Here is a 22,282-nt window from a genome sequence, read left to right on the forward strand (position 1 = left end):
TCCATCCATGCTCCGGTTTCGATTCCGCTCCTTGAATGTCGTCCTTTTTCTGATCCTGCTGGGGCTCAGTCTGGTCTCGCTGCGCTTCGGCGAGGCCCCGTTGTCGCTCGGCGAGGTGATCGCCGGTCTGTTGGGCACGGGCACGGATGAGCAGAGCCTCATCGTGCGGCAGATTCGGCTGCCCAGGGTCGTCCTGGCCTGGCTGGTGGGATTCTCGCTCGGTGCGTCCGGCGCCGCGCTTCAGGGGCTGCTGCGCAATCCGCTCGCCGAGCCGGGGCTGCTCGGTATCTCGGCGAGCGCCGGGCTGGGTGCCGTGGTCGCGCTCTATTTCGGGCTGACCGCAGCCAGTCTCTGGGCGCTTCCGGGTGCCGCCATGACCTTCGCCCTGCTGGCGACCGGGGTCCTTTATGCCCTGACCCGGGCCGGCTCGACCAACCTGACGCTCATCCTCGCCGGAATCGCCCTGACCTCCCTGGCCGGTGCTCTGACGTCGCTCGCGCTCAATCTGGCACCGAATCCGGGCGGGGTGCAGGACATGGTGCTCTGGCTGCTCGGCTCGATCGCGGATCGCAGCTTCGATGACGTGCGGCTCTGTCTGCCGTTCGTCATCGCCGGGCTGGCGCTGCTGCTGATGACGGGACCTTCGCTCGACGTGCTGGCGCTGGGGGAGGGCGAGGCGCGCACCCTGGGGGTGGACCTCGGACGTCTGCGCGGGCTCGTCATCCTGGGCTCGGCGCTGAGCGTGGGTGCCACGGTCGCGGTGTCCGGCACCATCGGTTTCGTGGGCCTCGTCGTGCCCCATCTGCTGCGCCGATTCGTCGACTATCGGCCCGGTCGCCTGCTGCTGCCGAGCGCGCTCGGCGGGGCCGTGCTGATCCTGGCCGCCGACATCGCCGTGCGTCTGCTGGACACGCCCAGGGAGCTGATGCTCGGCGTGGTGACGGCGCTCATCGGCGCGCCCTTCTTCCTGGCCCTGGTGCTGCGCTCGCGGAGGGACATGCTGTGAGCCTGCTTGAGGTCTCCGGGCTGGATGTCGTGCTGGGCGGCAAGCCGCTGGTGCGTGGGCTCTCTTTCACGATCGGTGAGGGCGAACTGCTGGGTCTGATCGGCCCCAACGGGGCGGGCAAGAGTACGGTGGTCAAGGCTATCGCCCAGCTACTGGATCATGGCGGCGAGATCCGCTTTCGCGGGCGTCCATTGAACGCCATGCCGGCGCGCGAGCGGGCCCTTTGTCTGGCCTATCTGAGCCAGGAGGATCCGCTTCAATGGCCCATCTCGGTGCGCGATCTGGTCGGGCTCGGGCGCCATCCCTATCGCGGCAGCTGGTGGCGCGGTGCCGGCGGGCCGCGAAAGGGGGATCTGGAGGCGATCGAGTCGGCCATGCGCCTGACCGATGTCTGGCGTCTGCGCGAGCGTCGCGTCACCCAGCTCTCCGGCGGCGAGCGGGCCCGCGCCCGTCTGGCCCGGGTGCTTGCTGTCGAGGCGCCGCTGATCCTGGCCGACGAGCCGGTGGCCGCATTGGATCCGCGTCATCAATTGCAGGTGATGCGGCTTCTGCGCTCGGTCTGCCAGAGCGGGCGGGGCGTCCTGGTGGTGCTCCACGACCTGACGCTCGCCAGCCGTTTCTGCGATCGCCTGGTGATGATGGACCGGGGCGAACTGATCGCGACCGGCACGCCCAGCGAGGTGCTGACGGCGGAGAATCTCGCCCGAACCTATGGTGTGCGAGCCGTCATGGGCGAACACGATGGGCAGGGATATGTCGTGCCCTGGGATACGTCCGGGCCGATGCGATCCTGATGGGTAAAGGGCCGGTAGGGCGCAATAGCGAAGCGTATTGCGCCGCATGGAAAGCCACGCCATCATCGCAAACCCGATCTTACATTCAACCGCCATGGGTCCCTACGCGGGAGCCTCGGCAGGTTCCCAACGTGCGACGGCGATCGTCGCCCCCTTGCCGTCGGGTCCGATATGGCGGAGCTTCTCGACCAGGAGTTGCGGGGCATTCGAGGCGAGCAGCGCCGCCGCCTCGCAGACGCTGGCGGTCCCTACCTCCTCGGCGACGCGCGTGGATGGGTTGGGGACCCCGACTGCGTCGAGGCGCTCGGCGGGGTAGGTGAGGAATGGCCAGCCATGCCGCTCGGAAAGCGCCAGCAGTGCGGGCTCGTCCGCCTTGCGGACATGGCTGGCGATGCAGCGTACCTCCACCGCGTCCAGTCCGCGCAGCGCCTCGGCGATAGCCCCTTCGAGCGTTTCGAGCGCGGTTCCGCGCTGGCAGCCGATCCCGATGGCGACAGCTGTGGGTCGGGTCATGAAGGGAACCGCAAAGGTGCGAAGGACGCGAAGATAGCGAATAGTGTCATTGGATTCATCGAGTCGGTCGATCTCGTCATGTCAGAAAATGCCTTCAATAACCCATCCGCCGTTCGTCGTTGTCCGGCGCTCTTCCTGACCGCCTCCGCTTCGGGGCAGGGTAAGACGACCCTGGTCGCCGGTCTGGCGCGCCATCACGCGCGTCTCGGACGACGGGTGCGGGTGTTCAAGACGGGGCCGGATTTTCTCGATCCCATGATCCTGGGCCGGGCCAGCGGCGCGCCGGTCGGTCCTCTGGATCTCTGGATGGTGGGCGAGGCGGAGTGCCGACGCAAGCTGTGGGCGGCGGCGGGCGAGGCGGATCTGATCCTGGTCGAGGGCGCCATGGGGCTGTTCGACGGCACACCGAGCGGCGCCGATCTGGCCGAGACCTTCGGCATCCCGGTCGCGGCGCTGATCGACGCCAAGGGTATGGGTCAGACCTTCGGTGCGCTGGCATTGGGGCTCGCGACCTATCGTCCGGCGCTGCGCTTCGCCGGCATCCTGGCCAATCGGGTCGCGAGTCCGCGTCACGAGGAAATGATCCGGGGCGGATTCCCGCCGGATCTGCGCTATCTGGGCTCCATGCCGCGACTCGGCGACGCCGAGCTGCCGAGCCGGCATCTGGGGCTGGTCCAGGCCGAGGAGGTCGCGGATCTGGACGCCAGGCTTGACCGGATCGCCGACCGGCTGGGCGAGACGGCGCTCGCCGAGCTGCCGGAGCCGGTCGATTTCGGTCCGTCGGACGATACCGCCGAGATGCCGCGACCGCTCGCCGGGCGGCGGATCGCGGTCGCGCGCGATGCCGCATTCTCCTTCATCTACGAGGACAATCTGCGGCTGCTTGAAAGGCTCGGGGCCGAGTTGAGTTTCTTTTCGCCGCTCGTCGATGACCATGTCGCCGCCGATGCCATCTATCTGCCTGGTGGCTATCCGGAACTGCATCTCCAGGCGCTGTCCGCCAATCGCGGCATGAAGGCGTCGCTGGTTCGGCATGTCGCCGAGGGGCGTCCGCTCTATGCCGAATGCGGCGGGATGCTCTATCTGCTCGACCGACTGACCGATAAATCCGGCGACTCGGCCGACATGGCTGGCCTGCTGCCGGGTCAGGGGCTGATGCGGTCGCGTCTCGCCGGTCTCGGCATGCAGTCGCTCGACACGCCGCAGGGCTGTCTGCGCGGTCACAGCTTCCATCATTCCACCATGGAGACGCCTGTCGAACCGGCCGCGTTCGGTCTGCGCCGGAGCGACGGCCGTGCCGGCGAGCCCTTCTACCGCCACGGCACGCTGCGGGCGAGCTATCTGCACCTCTATTTTCCGTCGGCGCCCGAGGCGGCTGCGGCCTTGTTCGTGTAGCGCTTTCAGCCTCCAACCGCGCGCGTCCCGAGGAGGATCCCGTTCTGAGCATTCAACCACCCATCCGCTACGTCGAGCCCGTCTACCGCCCGCCGAGCGAGGCGCAGTCGCTGATCCTGCCGGTCACCGACGGCTGTTCCTGGAATCGCTGCACCTTTTGCGACATGTACCGCCCGTCGCAGAAGCGTTTTCGCGCGCGTGAGACGGGTGAGGTGCTGAAGGGCATCCGGCGCGTTGGCGAGCGGCTCGGCGACGAGGTGCGGCGGGTCTTTCTGGCCGACGGCGATGCGCTGGTGCTGCCGACGCGGCGTCTGCTGGTCTATCTGGAGGCGATCCGCACCCATCTGCCCTCGGTGCATCGGGTCTCCAGCTATTGTCTGGCGCGCAACCTGAACAAGAAGAGCGTCGCCGAATTGCGCGAACTGCGCGAGGCCGGTTTGACGCTCGCCTATCTGGGCGCCGAATCCGGTGATGATGCGCTGCTGGAGCGGATCGACAAGGGCGAGACCTTCGAGTCGACCCGTGCGGCGCTCGACAAGCTGGGCGAGGCCGGGATCCGTCGCTCGGTGATGATCATCAACGGACTCGGCGGCGAGTTGTTGAGCGTCCGGCATGCCGACAACTCGGCGCGTCTCATGAATGCCACCCAGCCCGAGTATCTCTCGACCCTGGTGCTCATGCTGAGCGATGGCGGCACGCGCTATCGCGCGTCCTGGCCCGAGTGGAGTCCTCTGTCGCCGGACGGTCTGTTCCGCGAGATGGAGCGGTTTCTGTCCGCGCTCGAACTGCGTCAGACCATCTTTCGCGCCGATCATTCATCGAATTGGCTGGTGCTCAAGGGTACGCTCGGCGCCGACAAGGAGCGCCTGCTGACGCAGGTGCGGTCTGCGATCGAGCGCCCCGACGCCGCTCCGTTGCGTGCGGCCTGGACGCGGGGGCTGTAAGTCCGGCCCGGTTCAATGCACGCCGTCAGTTCGACCCGATCTCCTGGCGTACCGTCGGGCTGATCTCGACCGTGCTGTCGGCATTGCCGAGCCACATCTGTCCGCCGTCGAGCGTGCATTGCAGCTCCATGTTGCGCCCAGCCAGCTCGGAGAGCGACTGAACCGTGTCGCTATCCAGATCCAGCACCCGCAGATTGCGCAGTCGCTTGAGTCCGTCTCGGTTCTGGTCCCACCAGATGTCCGAGCTGCGTCCGCCATAGTTGATGACGATCACCTCGCGGGCACGTCCGCAGGCCTGACGCAGACGGCGCTCGTCCGGTTGACCCAGCTCGATCCAGCGCTCGATCTCGCCGCTCAGGCTGTGCTGCCAGAGGTCGGGCTCGTCGTCGGTCGAAATCCCTTTGGTGAAGACCAGGCGCTCGTCGGCGTAGAGACAGAAGGCGAGCAGCCGCACCATCAGGCGCGCATCGGTCTCGGAGGGATGGCGGGCGAGGGTGAGCGCGTGGCCTTCGTAATAGTGTCGATTCAGATCCGAGATCTGGACCTGTGCCTTGAAGATGGTTGCCTTGAGGGCCATAGGGCGATCCTGAAATGCGTGGGCGTTGACTGGAAAGGCGCCGATGGTAACCGTTCGGCGCTGGGCGTGGCTTCTCGTGTCGGCTTGAGTAAGATGCCGCTTTCTTCGCTTCCACGTCTCAAGACATGCCTCCCGAGTCCATCTTGGATCTTCCTCTCGATCAGGTCATGCACGGCATCAGTCTGGGTGCCGTGGCCACGATGGCGGCTGCCGGCGTGTTGGAGGCCGGGCGCAAGCGCTTCGATCTCTTCGGGATGGTCGTGGTCGCCCTGGCCGCCGCGCTCGGCGGCGGCTCCCTGCGCGACGTGCTGCTCGATCGTCCGGTGTTCTGGGTCGCCGATCAGACCTTCCTGATCGCGGCGCTGCTGGCCGCGTTGGCCACCTTCTTCCTCGCCCGGGTCTTCGTGCTTCCGGCGCGGCTGTTCCTGATCCCAGACGCTGCCGGACTGGCGCTCTTCACCATCGCCGGTACCAAGGTCGCCCTGGTCTGGGGCGCGCCCTGGCTGGTGGCCAGCTTCATGGGCGTCATCACCGGCGTGGTGGGAGGCATCCTGCGCGACGTGCTCTGCAACGAAGAACCGCTGGTGTTCCAGGGATCGCTCTACGCCACCGCCGCCTGGGTTGGCGGGCTGGTCTTCATCGGACTCTTCTTCCTCGACATCGATCCCCGACTCGCCGCCGTTGCGGCCGGCTCCATCATCTTCCTGCTGCGCGTCGCCGCCATCCGGTGGGATATCGGTCTGCCGCGCTTCAGGACGCGACCGGATCGGGATTGAGTCTCAGCCTGGGGACGAGGACGGGGGCTGGGTTCAGGCGGGCTTTTCGGCGCTCAGGATGGTGACGGGCATGGCGGTGCGCCAGCCGTCGAAGCGGCCGAGGGGGGCGGCATGGGCGACGGATAGGCGGGTGAGGTCGCCGCCGATACGTTCGCGCAGTGCGACCAGGAATGCCTCGCTCTGGAGGGTGACGGCGTTGGCGACCAGGCGTCCGCCCGGTTTCAGTGCCTCCCAGCAGCACTCGGCGACGCCTTCGACCGTGAGCCCGCCGCCGATGAAGATGGCGTCGGGTGTCTGGAGCCCTTCCAGCACCTCCGGGGCGCGTCCGGCGACGATCTGGAGCTCGGGGACACCGAGCCGGTTGCGGTTCCGGTCGATGAGGTCGCGCCGCGCGGCGTCGGGCTCGATGGCGATGGCGCGGCAGCCGCTCTCGGTGCGCATCCATTCGATGCCGATGGAGCCGCTGCCGGCGCCGACGTCCCAGAGCAGCTCGCCGGGCAATGGCGCCAGTCGGGCCAGCGAGGCCGCGCGGACATCGCGCTTGGTGATCTGGCCTTCGTGGACGAAGGCGTCGTCCGGCAGACCGCAGCGGCGCGACAGCAGGCGGGCGTTCGCGCTGGCGTGGCATTCGACCGCGATCAGGTTGAGCGCGGCGCAGCTCGGGTGGGTCCAATCGTCGGCGATGCCGTCCAGTCTGCGTTCCTCGGGTCCGCCGACACGCTCGAAGACATCGAGCCGGCTGGCGCCGAATCCGCGCTCGCAGAGCAGTGCGGCGAGTCGAGCGGGTGTCTCTCCGTCGGCCGAGAGGATCAGCAGACGCGCGCCCTCGGCCAGATGCAGATTGACCCGTTCCAGCGGTCGGCCGTGGGCGGGGATGACGCGGCAGTCCTGCAGCGGCCAGCCGAGTCGGGCGGCGGCCAGCGAGACCGAGGAGGGGCCGGGGAGGATGCGCATCTCACCGGGCGCGACCCGGCGCGCGAGGCTGCCGCCGATGCCGTAGAACATGGGATCGCCGCTGGCCAGCACGCAGACTGGGCTGCCCCGATGCGACAGGAGTCGCTCATAGGCGGCGCTGAATGGGCTCGGCCAGGGGTGGCGGTCCTGTCCCGGCGGCGCCGGAACCAGGGCGAGATGACGCTCGCCGCCGAAGAGGATCGCCGCCTCGGAGACCGCGCGCCGGGCCTCCTCGCCGAGTCCGGCCAGTCCGTCCTCACCGATTCCGACGATGGTCAGCCAGGGTACGGTGGATTCGGTATCTGCGGGCTGGCGGCGATGGGTCATGCGTCGGAGGCTCGATCGAAGTGGGGGAGGGGCGTGGCAGAGTGGTATATCTCTTTGGTCGGCATTATAATCCCGCTCTTCACCAGAAAGTACATCCACCGCTTACGCTTACCTGTCGGCCACCCTATTCGTCCCGCCTCCGTCTGGACTCGCCCGAGTCCGTGTCGATCGGTATCACCGCGCGTTAGAGACCCACAATGATCGAATACAATCGCGATGCTCACGACATCTATCGTCAATCCTTCGCCATCATCCGCGCCGAGGCGAAGCTCGATCGTCTGCCGGCCGACCTGGAGGCGCTGGCGGTGCGGGTCATCCATTCCTGCGGCATGCCCGACATCGTAGAGGATCTGGTCTTTTCGGAGGGTGCCGGAACCGCCGGGCGCGAGGCGCTCGAATCCGGCGCGCCCATTCTGTGCGACAGCCGCATGGTGGCCGAGGGCATCACCCGCGCCCGTCTTCCCGCCGAGAACGCCGTCATTTGCACCCTGCAGGATCCGAGCGTTCCCGAGCTTGCCAAGCAGCTCGGCAATACCCGCACCGCAGCGGCCTTGGAGCTCTGGCGTCCGCATCTCGCGGGGTCGATCGTGGTGGTCGGCAATGCCCCGACCGCGCTGTTCCGGCTGTTCGAGATGCTCGACGCGGGTGCGCCCAAGCCGGCGCTGATTCTGGGCTTCCCGGTGGGCTTTGTGGGCGCGGCCGAATCCAAGGAGGCGCTCGCGGCCGATAGCCGTGGCGTGCCCTTCGTCACCGTCCGTGGTCGTCGGGGCGGAAGCGCCATGGCCGCCGCCGCCGTCAACGCACTCGGGCGGGACCACTGATCCATATGGCACAGGGGCGTTTATTTGGCCTGGGCGTCGGCCCGGGCGATCCGGAACTCATCACCCTCAAGGCGCTGCGCTATCTGCGCGAGGCGCCGGTGGTGGCCTATTACGCTGCAAAGGAGAAGCGCGGCAACGCGCTGACCAGCGTCGAGGACTATCTCGGCGCCGAGCAGCTGCGTCTGCCGCTGATCTATCCGGTCACCGGCAAGAAGCCGCCACCGCCCTTCGATTACGAAGCGGCGATGCGCGACTTCTACGACGCATCCGCCGAATCGATCGCCGGACATCTGGAGGCGGGTCGCGACGTGGCCGTGCTCTGCGAGGGCGATCCACTCTTCTACGGCTCATTCATGTATCTCTACGACCGCCTGGCCGACCGCTTCGAGACCGAGGTGGTTCCGGGCGTCTGCTCGGTGGTCGCCAGCGCCTCGGTGCTGCGCACCCCGCTGGTCTATCGCGATCAGCGTCTCCAGGTGCTGCCCGGTACGCTTCCCGAGGAGACCCTGACTCAGATGCTCGACGGCGTCGAGGCGGCGGCCATCATGAAGCTGGGCAGCAACTTCGAGAAGATCCGACGCGTCATCACCAAGCTCGGGCTCGAAAAGCGCGCCCTCTATGTCGAACGGGCGACTATGGACGGCGAATGCGTGCGACCCTTCACCGAGATCGCGCCAGAGACCGTGCCCTATTTCTCGATGGTCCTCATCCCCGGCGAACGGTGGCAGGGCTGAGATGGTCGAGTCATCGAATGACGTCGCCGGTACGGTGAGCACATCGCACTCGGGACGGCTGGCCGTGATCGGTCTGGGGCCGGGCGCCGCCGAACTGATGGCGCCGGCGGTGCGCGAGGAACTCGACCGGGCGCAGGACATCGTCGGCTATACCACCTATGTCGAGATGGCCGGACCCTTTCGTCCCGATCAGCGCACACTGGATTCGGACAACCGGTGCGAGATGGATCGCGCCCGGCTGGCCTTCGAGCTGGCCACTCAGGGGCGTCGCGTGGTGGTGGTGTCCTCGGGCGATCCGGGCGTCTTCGCCATGGCGACGGCGGTGATGGAGGCGCTGGACCAGTCCTCCGATCCGAGCTGGAGGCGCGTGGATCTGGCGATTCTGCCCGGCATCTCGGCGGCCCAGGCGACGGCCGCGCGCATCGGCGCTCCCTTGGGGCACGATTTCTGCGTCATCTCGCTCTCGGATAACCTCAAGCCCTGGTCGCAGATCCTGCTGCGTCTGGAGCATGCCGCGCTGGCCGATTTCGTCATCGCACTCTACAACCCCATCTCCAAGGCGCGTCCCTGGCAGCTAGGAGAGGCGCTGGAATTGCTGCGCCGTCATCGCGCTCCGCAGACGCCGGTCGTGCTGGGGCGGGATGTGGGACGTCCGGCCGAACGGGTGCAGGTGACGACGCTGGCCGAGGTACGTCCCGATCAGGTGGACATGCGCACCATGGTCATCGTCGGGTCTTCGCTCACCCGCCAATTCTCGCGTGGCGACGCTGGGGCTTGGGTCTACACTCCGCGCTGGTACCCGGAGGCTCCGGGCAGCTGACCGCGATATTTGAACCGCAAAGTCGCAAAGGACGCGAAGACAAGCAAACTCTCGGCGTCCTTTGCGCGCTTTCGCCTTCGCGGTTCGATTCCTCGTTCTGAACTCAGCCGGCCGCCTGCGCTGGCTCGCGTTCGCATCGCCATTTCTCCTTTCGCGTTTCCAGCCAGTTGAGTGCCCCTTCGACCGAGGTCGCCAAGGGTGTCTCCGGTCGCTGTGGGCGTTGGCGCATGATGACGCGGATTCCGCGTTCACGGGCGGCGATCAGTTTGGCCGAGGTCGCCACGCCGCCGCTGTTCTTGCAGACGATGGTGTCGATGTCGTGGTCGTCGAGCAGTTTGCGCTCGCTGTCCAGATCGAAAGGGCCGCGCGAGAGCAGCAATTCGGCCAAGGGAAATTCTGGCATCGGGTCCGGGGGCGTCACCGCGCGGATGAGGAACCAGATGTCATCGAGTCCGGCGAAGGGGACGAGTTCCTGCCGCCCGACGGCCAGCAGAACCCGCTGCGGTCGGTTCTGAATCAGGGTGTTTACCGCCTCGTCCCAGCCTTCGACCTGGTCCCAGCGATCGCCTGCTTCGGGGATCCATGCCGGACGTTCCAGTCTGAGCAGCGGCACGTGGGCCGCGTGACAGGCCTGATAGGCGTTCCAGCCCATGCTGGCGGCGAAGGGATGGGTCACGTCGAAGACCGCACGGATGCGCTGCTCGCGCAGATAGTCGGTCAACCCCTCGGGTCCGCCGAAACCGCCGATGCGGGTTTCGCCGGCTGGTAGACGCGGGTCGGTGGTGCGGCCCGCGAGCGAGTTGGTGACCCGCAGATCGTCATGGGCGGCAAGCGCTTCGGCGAGGACATAGGCCTCCGTGGTGCCGCCGAGAATCAGGATCCGTTCCTTCATGCTGGATGTCCTCGTGAATGTGAATGTCGACTGGGTTCGTCGGCCGTCCCTGGCCGACCGGCTTCAGGGCAGTGAGATGCGGGTCATGACGCCATCCTTGAGGCGCCAGTGCTTGAGTCCTGCGGCGATGTGGATCAGCAGCAGGCCGGCGACGATCAGACCGCCGATGCCGTGATAGGTGAAGAGCATCGCGCCGAGTTCCTTGTTCTCGCCGATGAGCCCCGGCAACTGGGTGCCGAAGAACTGGATCGGATATCCCGAGGCGGCGGTGGCGACCCAGCCGACGATCGGGAGCGCGATCAGGAACAGATAGAGCAGCAGATGGACTCCACCGCCGACCATGCGCTCGATCAGCCCGAGCGGTGGATCGTAGGGCGGTGCGGGCGTGCGCTTACGCAGCCAGATGCGCAGCAGGGTCAGCGCCAAAATCAGAATGCCGACGCTCTTGTGAACCATGAAGAGCATGTTGGTCGTGTCCTCCCCGAACAGTTTGGACAATCCCTCGTAATCGAGCGCCCAGAAGGCGAGGCCGCCGAGGAGCAGCCCGAGGACCATCAGGGCGACCAGCCAATGGATTAGTCGTTGCAATAGTGTATATCGGTTCATGTCTAAGTTCTCTCCTTGCGATCGATGCTGGGTCGATGTGAAACAGGATCTTCGGGCCTCGCGGCGAGGCGCCATCTTAAGACCTCAAGGGTCCGATCGACATCGTTTCGTCATATTGTCCCTTTCGGTGTGTGGTTGAGGTGGCTTCGTGCTGCCACCATTGGGAGTGGGCTCGGATCCTCGATCCGCCAACGAACAGGAACCGCATCCCGTGACTTCAGACTCGCTTGCGTCGACGCCTTCCCGAGGGAAGGTGCTTGGTCATCTGAATTGGTTGTTCAACCCCTTCCAGAGACTCGATGTGCCCCAGATTTACGACCTCCTCTCGATGGGGTCTGTCACCGAGCGCACCTTCTATCTGAACCTGGGTTACTGGCCCGACGCTGGCGATGCCGACGAGGCGAGTGAGGCGCTGGTCATGCTCATGGCGGACTGGGCAGACCTTTCCGAGTCCGATCAGGTTCTGGACGTCGGCTACGGTTTCGGCGACCAGGACATCCTCTGGTCGCAGCGCCGTGGGCCGCGCATGATCGTCGGGCTCAACCGGACCGCCTCGCAGGTCGCCGTGGCCCAGCGCCGTGTCGCCGAGCAGGGGCTTGAGGACCGGGTCGATCTGCGACTGGGGTCGGCGACCCAAATGCCGATCGCCGATGCCTCGGTCGACAAGGTGCTGGCGCTCGAATGCGCCTTCCACTTCGTGAGCCGTGAGGACTTCTTTCGCGAGGCCTGGCGCGTGCTGCGTCCCGGCGGGCGTCTGGTGACCGCCGACATCCTGCCGATGCCGTTGACCGGCGGCTGGAGGGATCGCCTGTTGCAGCGGTTGTCCTGGCGCCTGATGGCCAACAAGTTCGCGGTGCCGGAGGAGAACGTCTACGGCGTCGAGGGCTATGGCGAGCGCTTGGCGCGTCAGGGTTTCGAATCGGTCCGGATCGAATCGATCCGCGACCGGGTCTACGCGCCGTTGCACGACTATCTGCGGGCACATCCAGAGTCGCTGCGTCGGCTGCATCCGCTCGCCCGGGGCTTCGCCCGCATGGCGCTTCGATTCGACGCGGACAGCGTCTATCCGGGTCTCGACTACATCATGACGAGCGCGGTCAAGCCTGGCTGACTTCCGTCGGTCCGAGCGGGGACAGACTGCCCCGCGTCTCCATGAGAGCATGATTCATTCCTTGCGCGCCTTGCGTTTCGTCGTGGCCGGCTCCGCGTAGCGGGTCATGTCCTCGGGCGCGCGCTCGACCATGCAGCCCCAATCGAGCGGGCGGTCCTGCACATAGCGTTTGCCGAGCTGGTGTGCGATCTGGGCGCGCGCCAGTTCGACGCCCAGATAGAAGGCGTGCCCGCCATCCTGCTCTACGCCGAGATGGGGATAGAGCTCGAAGGGGTCGGTGTGGGTGTGGAGTCCGTCTCGGTTGTAGACGTGGATGCCCTCTTCGCTCACCTGGATGCGGAAATTGGGGTCGCGGATCGCTCCGGCCAGTTCGCGGATCTCGTCGGCCCCGTAGGGAAATGGATCGCGCTCGTGCAGCCCGGTGAGGCCGCCGTCGATCTGTTTGGGCAGGCTGTTCTCGCGTCGCGCCCAGTGCATGATGCGCCGCGCCCGATCGGCCTCGCGGATCGCCGTGCGGCAATGGGGGCTGACCTGGGTGGCGAGGATGTTGGTGATGCCCAGTTCCGAGATGAGCCCCATGAGCAGGGCGTTGATGCCGGCGGTATCGGCCTCGGTCAGTTCGGTCAGGTTGCCGACGCCCATGAGGATCTCTGCGTCCGGGTGGGCGCGTCGCAGGCTGTGGTAGCGCACGATGGAGTCGGCGAAACCGAAATGGATGGGGTCCAGGATGGGGTCGGCGATATAGGGCTTGCCGAGCCGATCCATGTGCGCCATGGCGCGCTCCAGCGAGGCCAGGTCGTCCTGTGGGTGGGGGATGAGGATGGGGACGGCATCCACCTCCTCGGCGACCCAGAGAGTCTGCTCGTTCAGGCTCAGCAGATAGTCGGCGCCGGCCTTTCCGGCCAGCAGCAGATCGTTCGGGCTCATGGAATCGACGCTGACCCGGTAGCCCGCTTCCTTAAGGTATTGGACCGTCTGTTCCAGGTGCGGGAAGGGGGTGTCCGGGAGGCAGCCGAGATCGATGACATCGGCCCCGTCGGCGGCGAAGCGTTCGGCCCGATCGAGGATCGCGTCGACTGTCAGACGCGGCGCATCGACGATCTCGCCGAAGATGCGCACATCGTATTGACCCAGGTCCGCCGGCTTGCCCTCCAGCCCGAAATAGCGGGGCAGGTCCATCATCTCCTCCGGGCCGCGCTTGACCGGGATTCCGAAGTGCTGGCTCAGCGCCTCCACATCCCCCCGGCAGCGGCCCGGAATCATGATCCAGTCCGCGTGCTCCGTATCGGTCAGACGGCGCTGGATCATCTCGGCCGTCATCAATGCCGCTACCTTGACGCCCATCTGGCGTATCGACCAGGTGCGGTCCGGCAGGTCCATCTCGGTCAGGATACGTGTGAGCGGCTTCTCCGCGAGCTGGCCGGTCAGAAAGAGGATGTGTTCGCCCATCGAATGTTCGGTGACCTGTATGAATGCGGGTGGAATGATGGAGCAAATCTTGGTCCAGAGAACATCGCCGCGTGGTCTGGCGCTGCTCTTGGGTTGGGCTGCGCTTCACCCAGGCGACTTCGCTCGTTTGCGTTGTCGTTCCATCGCCTCGATCAGGAGCGAGAGGAACCGGTATCCGGCATGCACCAGTTTGCTGTAGGGCAGTAGCAGGAAGAGCGCCAGGACGCTGCCGAGGTGGATGGCGAGCAGGAGTCCCATTGCCGCGCTGGTGCGCCAGATCAGCAGGGCGAGTCCGGTCAGTGCGACCCAGAGCAGCAGGCTCAGGATGGCAGAGTCGGAGCGGCGCGCCTCGGGGGCGGTGGGTTCGGGATCTTCGCGCCACTTCAACCATAGAAGTCCCAGCGCGCCGAGCGTCATGGCGATTCCGCCAAGCGTGCCGAGCATCACGGGCAGACTGAGGATGGGGTAGGGCGCCTCCAGGGCGAGCGCATGGTGGTAGAGGGTTGCGACGAGCGTGGCGGCGAAGCTCAGCAGGACGCCGCCCGCGAGGGTCTGGTGCAGTCGGCGGCGTGCGTGGGAGAGACGGTCGTCCAGGTCGTTGCAGCCGGGACCGCCGCCTCGCAGATTGCGCAGCAGGACGACATCGCGCACCGCGTCGGCGAGCGCGCGTGTCGTCAGCGGGACGGAGGTCGTTCGGATCCTGCGCCAGTAGCGGCGCAACCCGATGCCGATCGCCAGGCAGGACCAGCCGAGCGGAATGGCCCCGATCGCCGCCATCGTCTCCCAGGGCAGGACGCGGTAGAAGGCGCCCGCGCCCTGGTGCCGGTCGAAGAGGACATCGGGCGGGGCAGAGGCCAGGAGCAGCGCGATCATGATTCCGGTGGCCACGAGCGTGACGATCAGCGTCGAAAGCCGGCTGTGCTCCAGCAGCAGGGCGAGCCAGTTGGGCCAGGCATGCTCGACATAGGTGCCTTGACGCAGAGTGGCCAGGGTGCGCGGGACATTGACCGCGAAGACATGCGGCGGCGCGTACTGGCAGGCATAGAGACAGTTGCGGCAGGCGTGGCAGAGATTGGCGAGATGGGTTAGATCGCCGTCGCCGAGTGCCGGACGGCGTCTGGCCGCCTCGAACAGATCGCAGAAGCCGTTGCAGTAACCGCAGGCATCGCAGATGCCGAGGACGCGCCGCGCCTCGTCGCGGGGCTCAGTGGAGCGCATGGCGTGCCGCCTCCATTCCGGCGATGCGCCCGAAGACGATCCCGATGGTGAGCGCCAGACCCGAGACATAGCCGCGCGGGACGATGTTGGGCGCCATGATCATGCCGGCGGCGAAGAGGTTGGGGATGGCTTGGCCGTCTTCGCGCAGCACGCGCGCGGATTCGTCGACCGCGACCCCTTCGTAGGTGAATGTGATTCCAGGGCGCATGGGATAGGCGGCGAATGGCGGCTCGGTCAGCGGCAATGCGTATGCCGTCTTGGGTGGATCCAGGTCGCGGGTGTGCCAGCCGACCGGGTCCTGGTCTTCCTTGCCCGGCTCGGTCGCGGCGTTGTAATCGGCCAGGGTCGCGGCCAGCACGCTCGGCGGGAGTTCCAGTCGTTCGGCGAGCGACGCCAGGCTATCGGCTTGGATCGGCGGATAGAGCGAGGGCGGTGCGCTACGTAGCGCCCGCGCGTCCAGGATCAGATAGGCGATCTGAGCGGGACAATGCGCCAGTCGCTGGCCCCAGACCGCGTAGCGGGTCGAGGCGGTGTCGCCGCCCTCGTCGCGGAAGCGTCGGCCATCGCGATCCACCACGATGCCCGACGGCATACAGCGAATGCGGGTGACGATGCCGCCGTCGTCGGCCGGCGAGCGGGCATCGACCGCGACCAGATAGGCCGTCGTGGGATCGCCGACCCGGCGTGCGCCCTGGTCGAACAGGGACTCCAGCACGCTTCCCGTCGCGAACGGCGTGCCTCGATTGAGAAAGCCGTCGGCGGCCTCGCCCCAATGACGGCACAGCCAGTCGCGATTGGCTTGGGCGCCGCCGCAGCAAGCGACGCTGGCGCGGGGTTCGATCCAACGGCTGGCGCCGTCTTCCTGAAGCTGGACCTGCTCCAGGCGCTGCCTGCCGATCCGCAGATCTCCGACCGCGCAGCCATAGCGGATCTCGACCCCGAGGCGTTCGGCCGTCGCATAGAGCGCGTTGAGCATGGACATGCCGCCGCCGAGCAGAAAGGCGGTCCGGCGCGAAACGGGCAGGACGCCGCCGGCGGTCGGCTGGAAATGGACGCCGGCCTCGGTCAGCCAATCGGTCACGTCGGCCGATGCGCGCACCAGGAGCTGGGCCAGGGCCGCATCGCCGCTCGCGCCGGTGGCCCGATCGAGGTCGGAGCGGAAGTCCTGCTCGGGATAGACCCCGGAGGAGAGCGGCGTCGAGGTCTCGTGCATGAAACGCAGGTTGCGCGAGTGACGGGTGTTGCCACCGCGCAGCGTCCTGGGCGCGGCCTCGGCCAGCAGCACCGAGGCGCCGGACCGGCGCGCCGCGATGGCCGCGCAGAGCGCAGCCGTGCCGCCGCCGATGATGAGGACATCCGGTCGATGCATGCGTGTCTGTCCTGAGCTGGATGGCCGCGAGCGGCGGCGGGCGCGGGTTAATGGACGCGGGAGTCGTCGGCGTTTGACAATCCTCAAAGCTGGCTACAAAAATGCTCAACTTTGCGTTCGCAACGATACGAAAGGGTTATCCAGTATGCAACAGCACCCGTTTCCATGCCTCGGCCGTTCGGCGTCCAACCGGAGCCGCCGTCATGGGTAAGGTCTGGTTCGTAGGGGCCGGGCCGGGCGCGCCGGATCTCATCACGGTGCGCGGCTCGCGTCTGCTGGCCGAGGCCGGCGCCATCCTCTACACGGGCTCGCTGGTCGCCGAGACGGTGCTCGAATGGGCCTCTGAGGATTGCGATATCGCCGACTCCAAGTCGATGTCCCTGGATCAGGTTACCGACTGGCTGCTGGACCGGGCGAGCCGTCACGAGACGGTGGTGCGGCTGCAGACCGGCGACCCGACCCTCTACGGCGTGGTGGCCGAGCTGGCCCGGCCGCTCGATGCCGCCGGCATTCCGGTCGGCATCGTCTCCGGCGTCTCCTCGGCCATGGCCTCGGCCGCTGCGGCCGGCGAATCACTGACCCTGCCGGAGGTCACCCAGACCGTCATCTTCACCCGGCTTTCCGAACGCACCCGGATGCCGGAGACCGAGTCCTTCGTCTCGCTGGCGGCCCACGGCTGTACGCTCTGCATCTTTCTCTCGATCGAGCGGATCGAGATGGTCGTCGAGAAGCTCGGCGAGGCCGGCTGGTCGTCGACGGCACCGGTGGTGGTGGTGCATAAGGCGACCTGGCCGGGCGAGGAGCGTATCTTGCGCGGCACCCTCAAGGACATCGCCGCGCGCTGTCGTGCCGAGGGCATCGACCGTCAGGCGCTCATTCTGGTCAGCCCCGCCCTGGGTGCGCGCGGTCGCATCGGCGCCCAGACCTCGAAGCTCTACGATGCCGCCTTCCCGCGCCGGTTCCGCCCGGAGCGACTGCCTGGCGAGGCCGCCGAGGATCCCGCTTCGGATGCCAACTGACATGATCGCTCGCGTCTTGGCGTATGACGGACACCGACGGCCGTGACCGAGCACCTCTTGCTGATCGTCGGGGCCTGCGTGCTCGACGCGGCCTTCGGCGATCCCTTCTATCGTCTGCATCCGGTGCGGCTGATCGGGGATGCCAGCAGCCTGTTCGAGCGTCCCCTGTTCGCCCTCGGGCTCGATGGACGTCTGGGCGGCGTGCTGCACTGGGTGCTGGTCGTCGGCTCCGCCTTCGCCGTCTGGCTCGGCGTCCATCTCGGGCTGGAGGCGCTGCATCCAGGGCTAGCCTTCGCCTGGGATCTCTACATCGCCTATAGCCTGCTCTGTCTGCGCGGTCTGGTCGAGCAGGGCTGGCGCGTGCTGCGCGATCTCGACGACCTGGACGCCGTGCGCGAGCACATGAAGATGCTGGTGGGGCGGGATACCAAGCCGCTCCAGCGCGACGGCATGGTGCGCGCCACCATCGAGAGCCTGTCGGAAAACCTGACCGATGGGGTGCTGACACCGCTCTGGGCGCTCTGTCTGTTCGGATTGCCGGGGCTCATCCTGGTCAAGTCCGTCTCGACCCTGGACTCCATGGTCGGCTACAAGAACGCACGCTACGCCCGCTTCGGCTGGGCCGGCGCACGCAGCGACGACCTGGTGCACTGGCTGCCGGCGCGTCTGTCCGTCCCCCTGATCGCCATCGCCGCGATTCCACTCCGAGGCCATCCCTGGCTCGCACTCAAGGCACCCTTCCTCTATCGCGACCGACTGCCGAGCCCCAACTCAGGCTGGAGCGAGGCCGCCTGCGCCGGCGCGCTGCGGGTACGTCTGCTGGGGCCGGTCTGGCGTAACGGTCAATTGCTGACCAATGACTATATCGGCGACCCCGACTGGCCGGCCGACCTGGATGGAAACGATCTCAGACGCGCGCTGATGCTGATGTTGATCTGCTATCCGCTTGCGCTTGGTGTGGGGATGGTGTTTGCGTCTTGGGGGTTGGTTGTCGCAATGTGAGTGGGGGAGAGGCTACGCGGCGTGGTGTTATCTCGCGACCACTACCTCCGCTCCGTATGGATTGAGTAGTGAAGTCGGCGCATCGTGCTCCGCACCTCATCCATCAGCCTGGGTTGCTCCATGTCCATGGCTACGCTCCCTTGCTCGTGAGATGCCCGCCGGGTCGGGCTATTCGTCGGATTCTGGCCCGAAAATCCCGGCAATATCAACTTATCCTGTCACGCACGCCCTGATATGTGCTTTTCGGCAGGGTTATCAGGCGCGTTCGCCTCGATTAGCCGGAAATATCTGGGTATCAGGGCGTGGGTGCCTTGACAAGTGACTGAGGCGCGAAAATCTGGGCGGAAACGTCCGAAAACTGGGGTAATATCGGGTTATCCGGGCCGGATGGCTCAGATAATCATGGTTAGATTTACAAAAATAAAGATATGGATAGCAACACAATTACTGCATTAGCCACCGCTCTACTTGTTATGGTTGGGATTGCGCAAATTGGAATATTAATTGCCCAACGAAGACAAAGTCAATTTCAACTTCTTGAAGAGTATCGGAGAAGATGGAATGAATATAGAAGATACTGGGGGACAATTATATTTATTGGTAGAGATCAAGACGAATACTATCAGGTTATAGACAAAGAAGAAATTGCAAGATTGTCTAAATTGAAAGAGAGTGTTACCAACTCTAGTCCAACAATATGGGCTTTAGATTCCTCAAGGTTAGTTTTTACTACTTTAAGCGATATATGTTTAAAAATACTACAAAACCAAATAAAAGTAGGTGATGTTTACTCAATATTTGGCACAGAAGTACTGCGTCATAGCAAACCTCTCAGAGTTTTGCTAGATAGTTTCTATCCAAACGGGCATTCTAGGCCAGATCGTGCCCACTCAAAAGTCAGGGATGAAGTCCAGGACTGGCTGATATATCATGATGGCATAAGACGTAGGTGCTTAATATTAATTGATTTACTGTGGGCAGAGGCAGCCAGGCTTGAAGATCTTCCTCCATCAGATTTGAAAAGTGCGGCGGATGCAAAAATAGAGACTTCTAGCATAAACAAAAAGAGAGTAATCTCGGAATGTATCCGTTTAAATGGGCTTGGCAAGGCAATTCATGCATACAGATTGTCCTATTTCTTGAAAAATTCAGAATATAAGAAAAGATATTTTCCCATCGGAATTGAAAAAACACGTTTGGAGAAGCTTGAAAAAGAATGGACTGTAAGACTACTGAGAGATTATAAAAATATTAATCTAACAAAACATTAAACCCGGACTCGCTAAAGCTCGCCGGTTAATTCCACGTTAGCTTCGGCTGGGGTAGCTTCCCGACGCGACGAGAAAAGGGGACGAACATATTTCCCACGCGATCCGCTCCAATGACGCAGAAGCCGCCTCACTTGCTTGCTGCTGCGGCATAGCAACGGTGGGCTAATCGATGATCAAGGTCGAAAGGCCGAAGTGCTTGCGAATCACCTTCAACGTGTAGCCGCCGCAGGCGCGGTGGCCGTGGGGGACGGTTCTTGGCTTGCGCCTGACACCCTACCTCTTATTCTTTATGTGCAGACAGAATCAGTAGTGATGTCGAAGTTGAGCGATGAAAAGGGAGTGATCCTCGACTTTGTAAACAATGCGGTGTTCGTCGTTTGCGCGCCTTGACCAGTAGCCAGACAGCGCGTGCTTCAAAGGTTCCGGTTTCCCAATCCCTTCAAACGGGGAACGCTGAATGTCTTGAATGAGAAAATTGATCCGTTTCAGTAGCTTTTTGTCGGCGCATTGCCAATAGAGGTAATCGTCCCACGCGTTCTCTGCAAAAATCAGCTTCATTCGAGGAGATTCCTCTCCGTGCCACCACCACTCTCAAGCTCGGCAATAGATTCCAGCAATCGCCGTGCGTTTTTGGGGCTGCGGATCAAATAAGCTGTTTCTTCAAGGGCTTGGTAGTCATCAAGGGAAATCATTACTACCGAGCGGGAATTTTTCCGAGTAATAATCATCGGTGCATGGTCATCACATACTTTTTCCATCGTGTCAGCCAACTTGCTGCGGGCTTCGGAGTACGTCATTGTGTTCATTGGCCTGGCCTTCTAATTGCAGTTGTACAACTAATTGTACGCTGATAGTCGGCGCATAACAAAGGGCTCGCCCCGCACATCACAGGTGTCACCATAGGGCATCGTCCCGTCCGGTCCTTGTGAGCAATCGAGTGCCGAAGGACCGGGGCTTGAGCGAAGTCCCCTTCGCTCAGCGTTGCCCACCCGCCAAGCCGCTGGCCGAGTACGTCCGCTGTACTCCGATCGAGACCAAGCCATTGCAGCAGCCTACGCCAGCGGCGGGCACACTCTGAAAGACATCGGGGAGCATGTTGGTCTGCATTACGCGTGGATCAGCTGTATTGTTCGCGCAGCTGACGATATCTGACACCAAACAGAAAAGGAGTCCATGCTGATGCGCCGCAACGCCATCCTGTCCCTGCTTGCCGTTCTCGTCCTCGCCACCCTTGGGACCGAATCCTGTGCCTTGGGCGGCCCGGCCCCGGCGGCTGCAGCCAGACCCGTGTTCGTATTCGAGGACATCACCTTCGATTATGAGTTGCAGCGCAACATCGGCTATGCGGTCTCTGGCGGCGCGGACATCAACGAATGCCTCTTCACCGCCCATACCATTGTGTCGGGTGACGGCGACTCCTGGTTCAATGCCTGGAACGGACTCGCCCGACGCATCCACGCCGACGCAACCGGGGCGCTGGGCAAGGGACAGAAGGTTTCGGCGCGCGAGGCCCTGCTGCGTGCCAGCAACTACTACCGTACCGCCGCCTTTTTCCTGCACGGTAACCCGTCCGATCCCCGCATCGCAGAAACTGCGGACCTCAGCCGCGAGACCTTTCGGAAGGCCGCAACGCTCATGCCGAGGCCCGTGGAGACGATCCGCATTCCGTACGAGGATACGACCTTGCCCGGTTACTTCCTCCAACCCGACCGCAGCGCCGCGCCCAAAAAGACGCTGCTCCTTCAGACTGGCTTCGACGGTACGGGCGAGGAACTCTACTTCACCGCCGTCTTCGCCCTGGACCGCGGATACAACGTGCTTATCTTCGAGGGCCCGGGACAGGGTGCCGCGCTCTTGGAGCAGGGGCTGCACTTCCGCCATGACTGGGAAAACGTGGTCACTCCGGTGGTGGACTACGCCCTGGGCCGCCCGGAGGTCGACTCCGGCAAGGTGGCGCTCATGGGCCTCAGCATGGGAGGTTTTCTGACCCCCCGTGCCGCCGCCTTCGAACACCGTCTGGCCGCCTGCGTGGCCAATCCCGGCCAGTTCGACCTCTACGGCTCGAAGCGCCCTTCGCCTGATGCATGGAAACAGATGCTCGCTGACCCGGACGAGGCCAACCAAGAGCTTCGCGCCCAAATGAAGAACAATGTGGGCCTTCGCTGGTGGATCGAGAATGGCCTGTTCACTACCGGCGCGGCGACTCCACTGGATTTTATGAAGTTCTGGGGGGAATTCACCCTGAAGGACGTGGTCCAGGACATCCGGTGCCCGACCCTGGTCATCGGCTCCAACGGCGATCATTTCCTGACTCTGGCCGACTCCCGCGCCCTCTACGACAAGCTCCGGAGCCCCAAGACGTTCCTCACATTCCTCGGCAGCCACCAGGCCAACCAACACTGCCAGGTCGGGGGCATGGCCGCTGGCATGGCCCTGATTCTCGATTGGCTGGACGGGGTGTTGCAATAGTCCGTGGGGCGGGCTCGTTTTGAGCGCAAACCTGATGCCCTGGATTTCCCTCGTGACCAGGCCCCTCTGAGTCGAAATCGTTTGGGAAGGGCTGCGCCAGCAGGTCAAAGACATCGGCAGACCATTGTGGTCTGCATTACGCGCGGATCAGCACGGAATCTCCTGGCCAGGTGCAGATGGTGCGACGGTTCTTTCATCGAATCGTCTTGGTCCTG

Annotated in this window: 24 protein-coding genes; 14 read left to right on the forward strand and 10 right to left on the reverse strand. The window is 64.6% G+C overall.

The window, feature by feature from the left end; genetic code table 11:
• Positions 1-7 precede the first annotated feature (7 nt).
• Together ACFSJC_RS08735 and ACFSJC_RS08740 are read left to right on the forward strand one after the other, a co-directional pair.
• Positions 8-1,006 (forward strand): FecCD family ABC transporter permease, encoded by a 999-nt coding sequence (locus ACFSJC_RS08735; RefSeq protein ID WP_386025755.1) that lies wholly within the window; start codon positions 8-10, stop codon positions 1,004-1,006.
• Positions 1,003-1,800, forward strand: a complete 798-nt coding sequence (locus ACFSJC_RS08740) for an ABC transporter ATP-binding protein (protein WP_386025757.1) — start codon at positions 1,003-1,005, stop codon at positions 1,798-1,800. The genes ACFSJC_RS08735 and ACFSJC_RS08740 overlap by 4 nt, the downstream gene beginning before the upstream one ends.
• 102 nt (positions 1,801-1,902) lie before the next feature.
• On the opposite strand, the gene ACFSJC_RS08745 is transcribed toward ACFSJC_RS08740, so the two are convergent.
• Positions 1,903-2,313, reverse strand: coding sequence for a cobalamin biosynthesis protein (locus tag ACFSJC_RS08745; RefSeq protein ID WP_386025759.1), 411 nt, complete (start codon positions 2,311-2,313; stop codon positions 1,903-1,905).
• Positions 2,314-2,391: 78 nt separating this feature from the next.
• On the opposite strand from ACFSJC_RS08745, the gene ACFSJC_RS08750 reads away from it, so the two are divergent.
• Both ACFSJC_RS08750 and ACFSJC_RS08755 read left to right on the forward strand, forming a co-directional pair.
• Positions 2,392-3,708, forward strand: a complete 1,317-nt coding sequence (locus ACFSJC_RS08750; protein WP_386025761.1) for a cobyrinate a,c-diamide synthase — start codon at positions 2,392-2,394, stop codon at positions 3,706-3,708.
• A 62-nt stretch (positions 3,709-3,770) separates the two neighbouring features.
• Positions 3,771-4,652 (forward strand): radical SAM protein, encoded by an 882-nt coding sequence (locus tag ACFSJC_RS08755; RefSeq protein WP_386025933.1) that lies wholly within the window; start codon positions 3,771-3,773, stop codon positions 4,650-4,652.
• A gap of 25 nt (positions 4,653-4,677) precedes the next feature.
• Here the strand turns inward: ACFSJC_RS08755 and ACFSJC_RS08760 are convergent, their stop codons facing one another.
• Entirely contained in the window at positions 4,678-5,229 is a 552-nt protein-coding gene (locus ACFSJC_RS08760) for a YaeQ family protein (protein ID WP_386025763.1), read from the reverse strand.
• A 143-nt stretch (positions 5,230-5,372) separates the two neighbouring features.
• On the opposite strand from ACFSJC_RS08760, the gene ACFSJC_RS08765 reads away from it, so the two are divergent.
• Positions 5,373-6,005 (forward strand): trimeric intracellular cation channel family protein, encoded by a 633-nt coding sequence (locus ACFSJC_RS08765; RefSeq protein ID WP_386025765.1) that lies wholly within the window; start codon positions 5,373-5,375, stop codon positions 6,003-6,005.
• Positions 6,006-6,038: 33 nt separating this feature from the next.
• Here the strand turns inward: ACFSJC_RS08765 and cbiE are convergent, their stop codons facing one another.
• The gene (cbiE, locus tag ACFSJC_RS08770; RefSeq protein ID WP_386025767.1) at positions 6,039-7,286 is read right to left on the reverse strand and encodes a precorrin-6y C5,15-methyltransferase (decarboxylating) subunit CbiE; all 1,248 of its coding nucleotides are present in this window, start codon (positions 7,284-7,286) and stop codon (positions 6,039-6,041) included.
• Between the two features lie 197 nt (positions 7,287-7,483).
• On the opposite strand from cbiE, the gene ACFSJC_RS08775 reads away from it, so the two are divergent.
• Genes ACFSJC_RS08775 through cobJ form a run of 3 tightly spaced genes read left to right on the forward strand, consistent with a single transcriptional unit; the run spans position 7,484 to position 9,661 of the window.
• Complete coding sequence (locus ACFSJC_RS08775; RefSeq protein ID WP_386025769.1) at positions 7,484-8,107, forward strand: precorrin-8X methylmutase; 624 nt, start codon at positions 7,484-7,486, stop codon at positions 8,105-8,107.
• Between the two features lie 5 nt (positions 8,108-8,112).
• Positions 8,113-8,841, forward strand: a complete 729-nt coding sequence (locus tag ACFSJC_RS08780; protein WP_386025771.1) for a precorrin-2 C(20)-methyltransferase — start codon at positions 8,113-8,115, stop codon at positions 8,839-8,841.
• A 1-nt stretch (position 8,842) separates the two neighbouring features.
• Positions 8,843-9,661, forward strand: a complete 819-nt coding sequence (cobJ, locus tag ACFSJC_RS08785) for a precorrin-3B C(17)-methyltransferase (protein ID WP_386025773.1) — start codon at positions 8,843-8,845, stop codon at positions 9,659-9,661.
• Positions 9,662-9,764: 103 nt separating this feature from the next.
• Here cobJ and ACFSJC_RS08790 read toward each other — a convergent pair whose 3' ends face one another.
• Entirely contained in the window at positions 9,765-10,553 is a 789-nt protein-coding gene (locus tag ACFSJC_RS08790) for a cobalt-precorrin-6A reductase (RefSeq protein ID WP_386025774.1), read from the reverse strand.
• A gap of 63 nt (positions 10,554-10,616) precedes the next feature.
• Positions 10,617-11,159 (reverse strand): cytochrome b, encoded by a 543-nt coding sequence (locus tag ACFSJC_RS08795; protein WP_386025776.1) that lies wholly within the window; start codon positions 11,157-11,159, stop codon positions 10,617-10,619.
• Between the two features lie 301 nt (positions 11,160-11,460).
• On the opposite strand from ACFSJC_RS08795, the gene ACFSJC_RS08800 reads away from it, so the two are divergent.
• On the forward strand, positions 11,461-12,270 hold the full coding sequence (locus tag ACFSJC_RS08800) for an SAM-dependent methyltransferase (protein WP_386025778.1): 810 nt from the start codon (positions 11,461-11,463) through the stop codon (positions 12,268-12,270).
• 54 nt (positions 12,271-12,324) lie between these two features.
• On the opposite strand, the gene ACFSJC_RS08805 is transcribed toward ACFSJC_RS08800, so the two are convergent.
• From ACFSJC_RS08805 to tcuA, 3 genes are all read right to left on the reverse strand, one after another.
• A complete protein-coding gene (locus ACFSJC_RS08805; protein ID WP_386025780.1) occupies positions 12,325-13,719 on the reverse strand; it encodes a DUF6513 domain-containing protein in 1,395 nt (464 codons plus the stop codon).
• Positions 13,720-13,824: 105 nt separating this feature from the next.
• Positions 13,825-14,937, reverse strand: a complete 1,113-nt coding sequence (gene tcuB, locus ACFSJC_RS08810) for a tricarballylate utilization 4Fe-4S protein TcuB (RefSeq protein WP_386025782.1) — start codon at positions 14,935-14,937, stop codon at positions 13,825-13,827.
• Positions 14,924-16,306, reverse strand: a complete 1,383-nt coding sequence (tcuA, locus tag ACFSJC_RS08815; protein WP_386025784.1) for an FAD-dependent tricarballylate dehydrogenase TcuA — start codon at positions 16,304-16,306, stop codon at positions 14,924-14,926. Before tcuA ends, tcuB begins: the two co-directional genes overlap by 14 nt.
• A gap of 203 nt (positions 16,307-16,509) precedes the next feature.
• On the opposite strand from tcuA, the gene cobM reads away from it, so the two are divergent.
• The 3 genes from cobM (at position 16,510) to ACFSJC_RS08830 (ending at position 19,598) form a co-directional block, all read left to right on the forward strand.
• Complete coding sequence (gene cobM / locus ACFSJC_RS08820; RefSeq protein ID WP_386025786.1) at positions 16,510-17,325, forward strand: precorrin-4 C(11)-methyltransferase; 816 nt, start codon at positions 16,510-16,512, stop codon at positions 17,323-17,325.
• A 42-nt stretch (positions 17,326-17,367) separates the two neighbouring features.
• Positions 17,368-18,327: an adenosylcobinamide-phosphate synthase CbiB gene (gene cbiB, locus ACFSJC_RS08825; RefSeq protein WP_386025788.1), complete on the forward strand. Its 960-nt coding sequence runs from the start codon at positions 17,368-17,370 to the stop codon at positions 18,325-18,327.
• 428 nt (positions 18,328-18,755) lie between these two features.
• Entirely contained in the window at positions 18,756-19,598 is an 843-nt protein-coding gene (locus tag ACFSJC_RS08830) for a hypothetical protein (protein ID WP_386025790.1), read from the forward strand.
• A 303-nt stretch (positions 19,599-19,901) separates the two neighbouring features.
• Here the strand turns inward: ACFSJC_RS08830 and ACFSJC_RS08835 are convergent, their stop codons facing one another.
• Both ACFSJC_RS08835 and ACFSJC_RS08840 read right to left on the reverse strand, forming a co-directional pair.
• Positions 19,902-20,156 carry a Txe/YoeB family addiction module toxin gene (locus tag ACFSJC_RS08835; protein ID WP_386025792.1) on the reverse strand — a complete coding sequence of 85 codons (255 nt, stop codon included), beginning with the start codon at positions 20,154-20,156 and terminating at the stop codon, positions 19,902-19,904.
• Positions 20,153-20,404: a type II toxin-antitoxin system Phd/YefM family antitoxin gene (locus tag ACFSJC_RS08840; RefSeq protein WP_200286229.1), complete on the reverse strand. Its 252-nt coding sequence runs from the start codon at positions 20,402-20,404 to the stop codon at positions 20,153-20,155. The genes ACFSJC_RS08835 and ACFSJC_RS08840 overlap by 4 nt, the downstream gene beginning before the upstream one ends.
• Positions 20,405-20,553: 149 nt before the next feature.
• On the opposite strand from ACFSJC_RS08840, the gene ACFSJC_RS08845 reads away from it, so the two are divergent.
• Entirely contained in the window at positions 20,554-20,676 is a 123-nt protein-coding gene (locus ACFSJC_RS08845; RefSeq protein WP_386025794.1) for a hypothetical protein, read from the forward strand.
• Positions 20,677-20,777: 101 nt separating this feature from the next.
• Positions 20,778-22,067: an alpha/beta hydrolase family protein gene (locus ACFSJC_RS08850; protein ID WP_386025796.1), complete on the forward strand. Its 1,290-nt coding sequence runs from the start codon at positions 20,778-20,780 to the stop codon at positions 22,065-22,067.
• The last annotated feature ends 215 nt before the right edge of the window (positions 22,068-22,282 follow it).

The sequence above is a fragment of the Thiorhodococcus fuscus genome (assembly GCF_042682685.1).
Lineage (GTDB): Bacteria > Pseudomonadota > Gammaproteobacteria > Chromatiales > Chromatiaceae > Imhoffiella > Imhoffiella fuscus.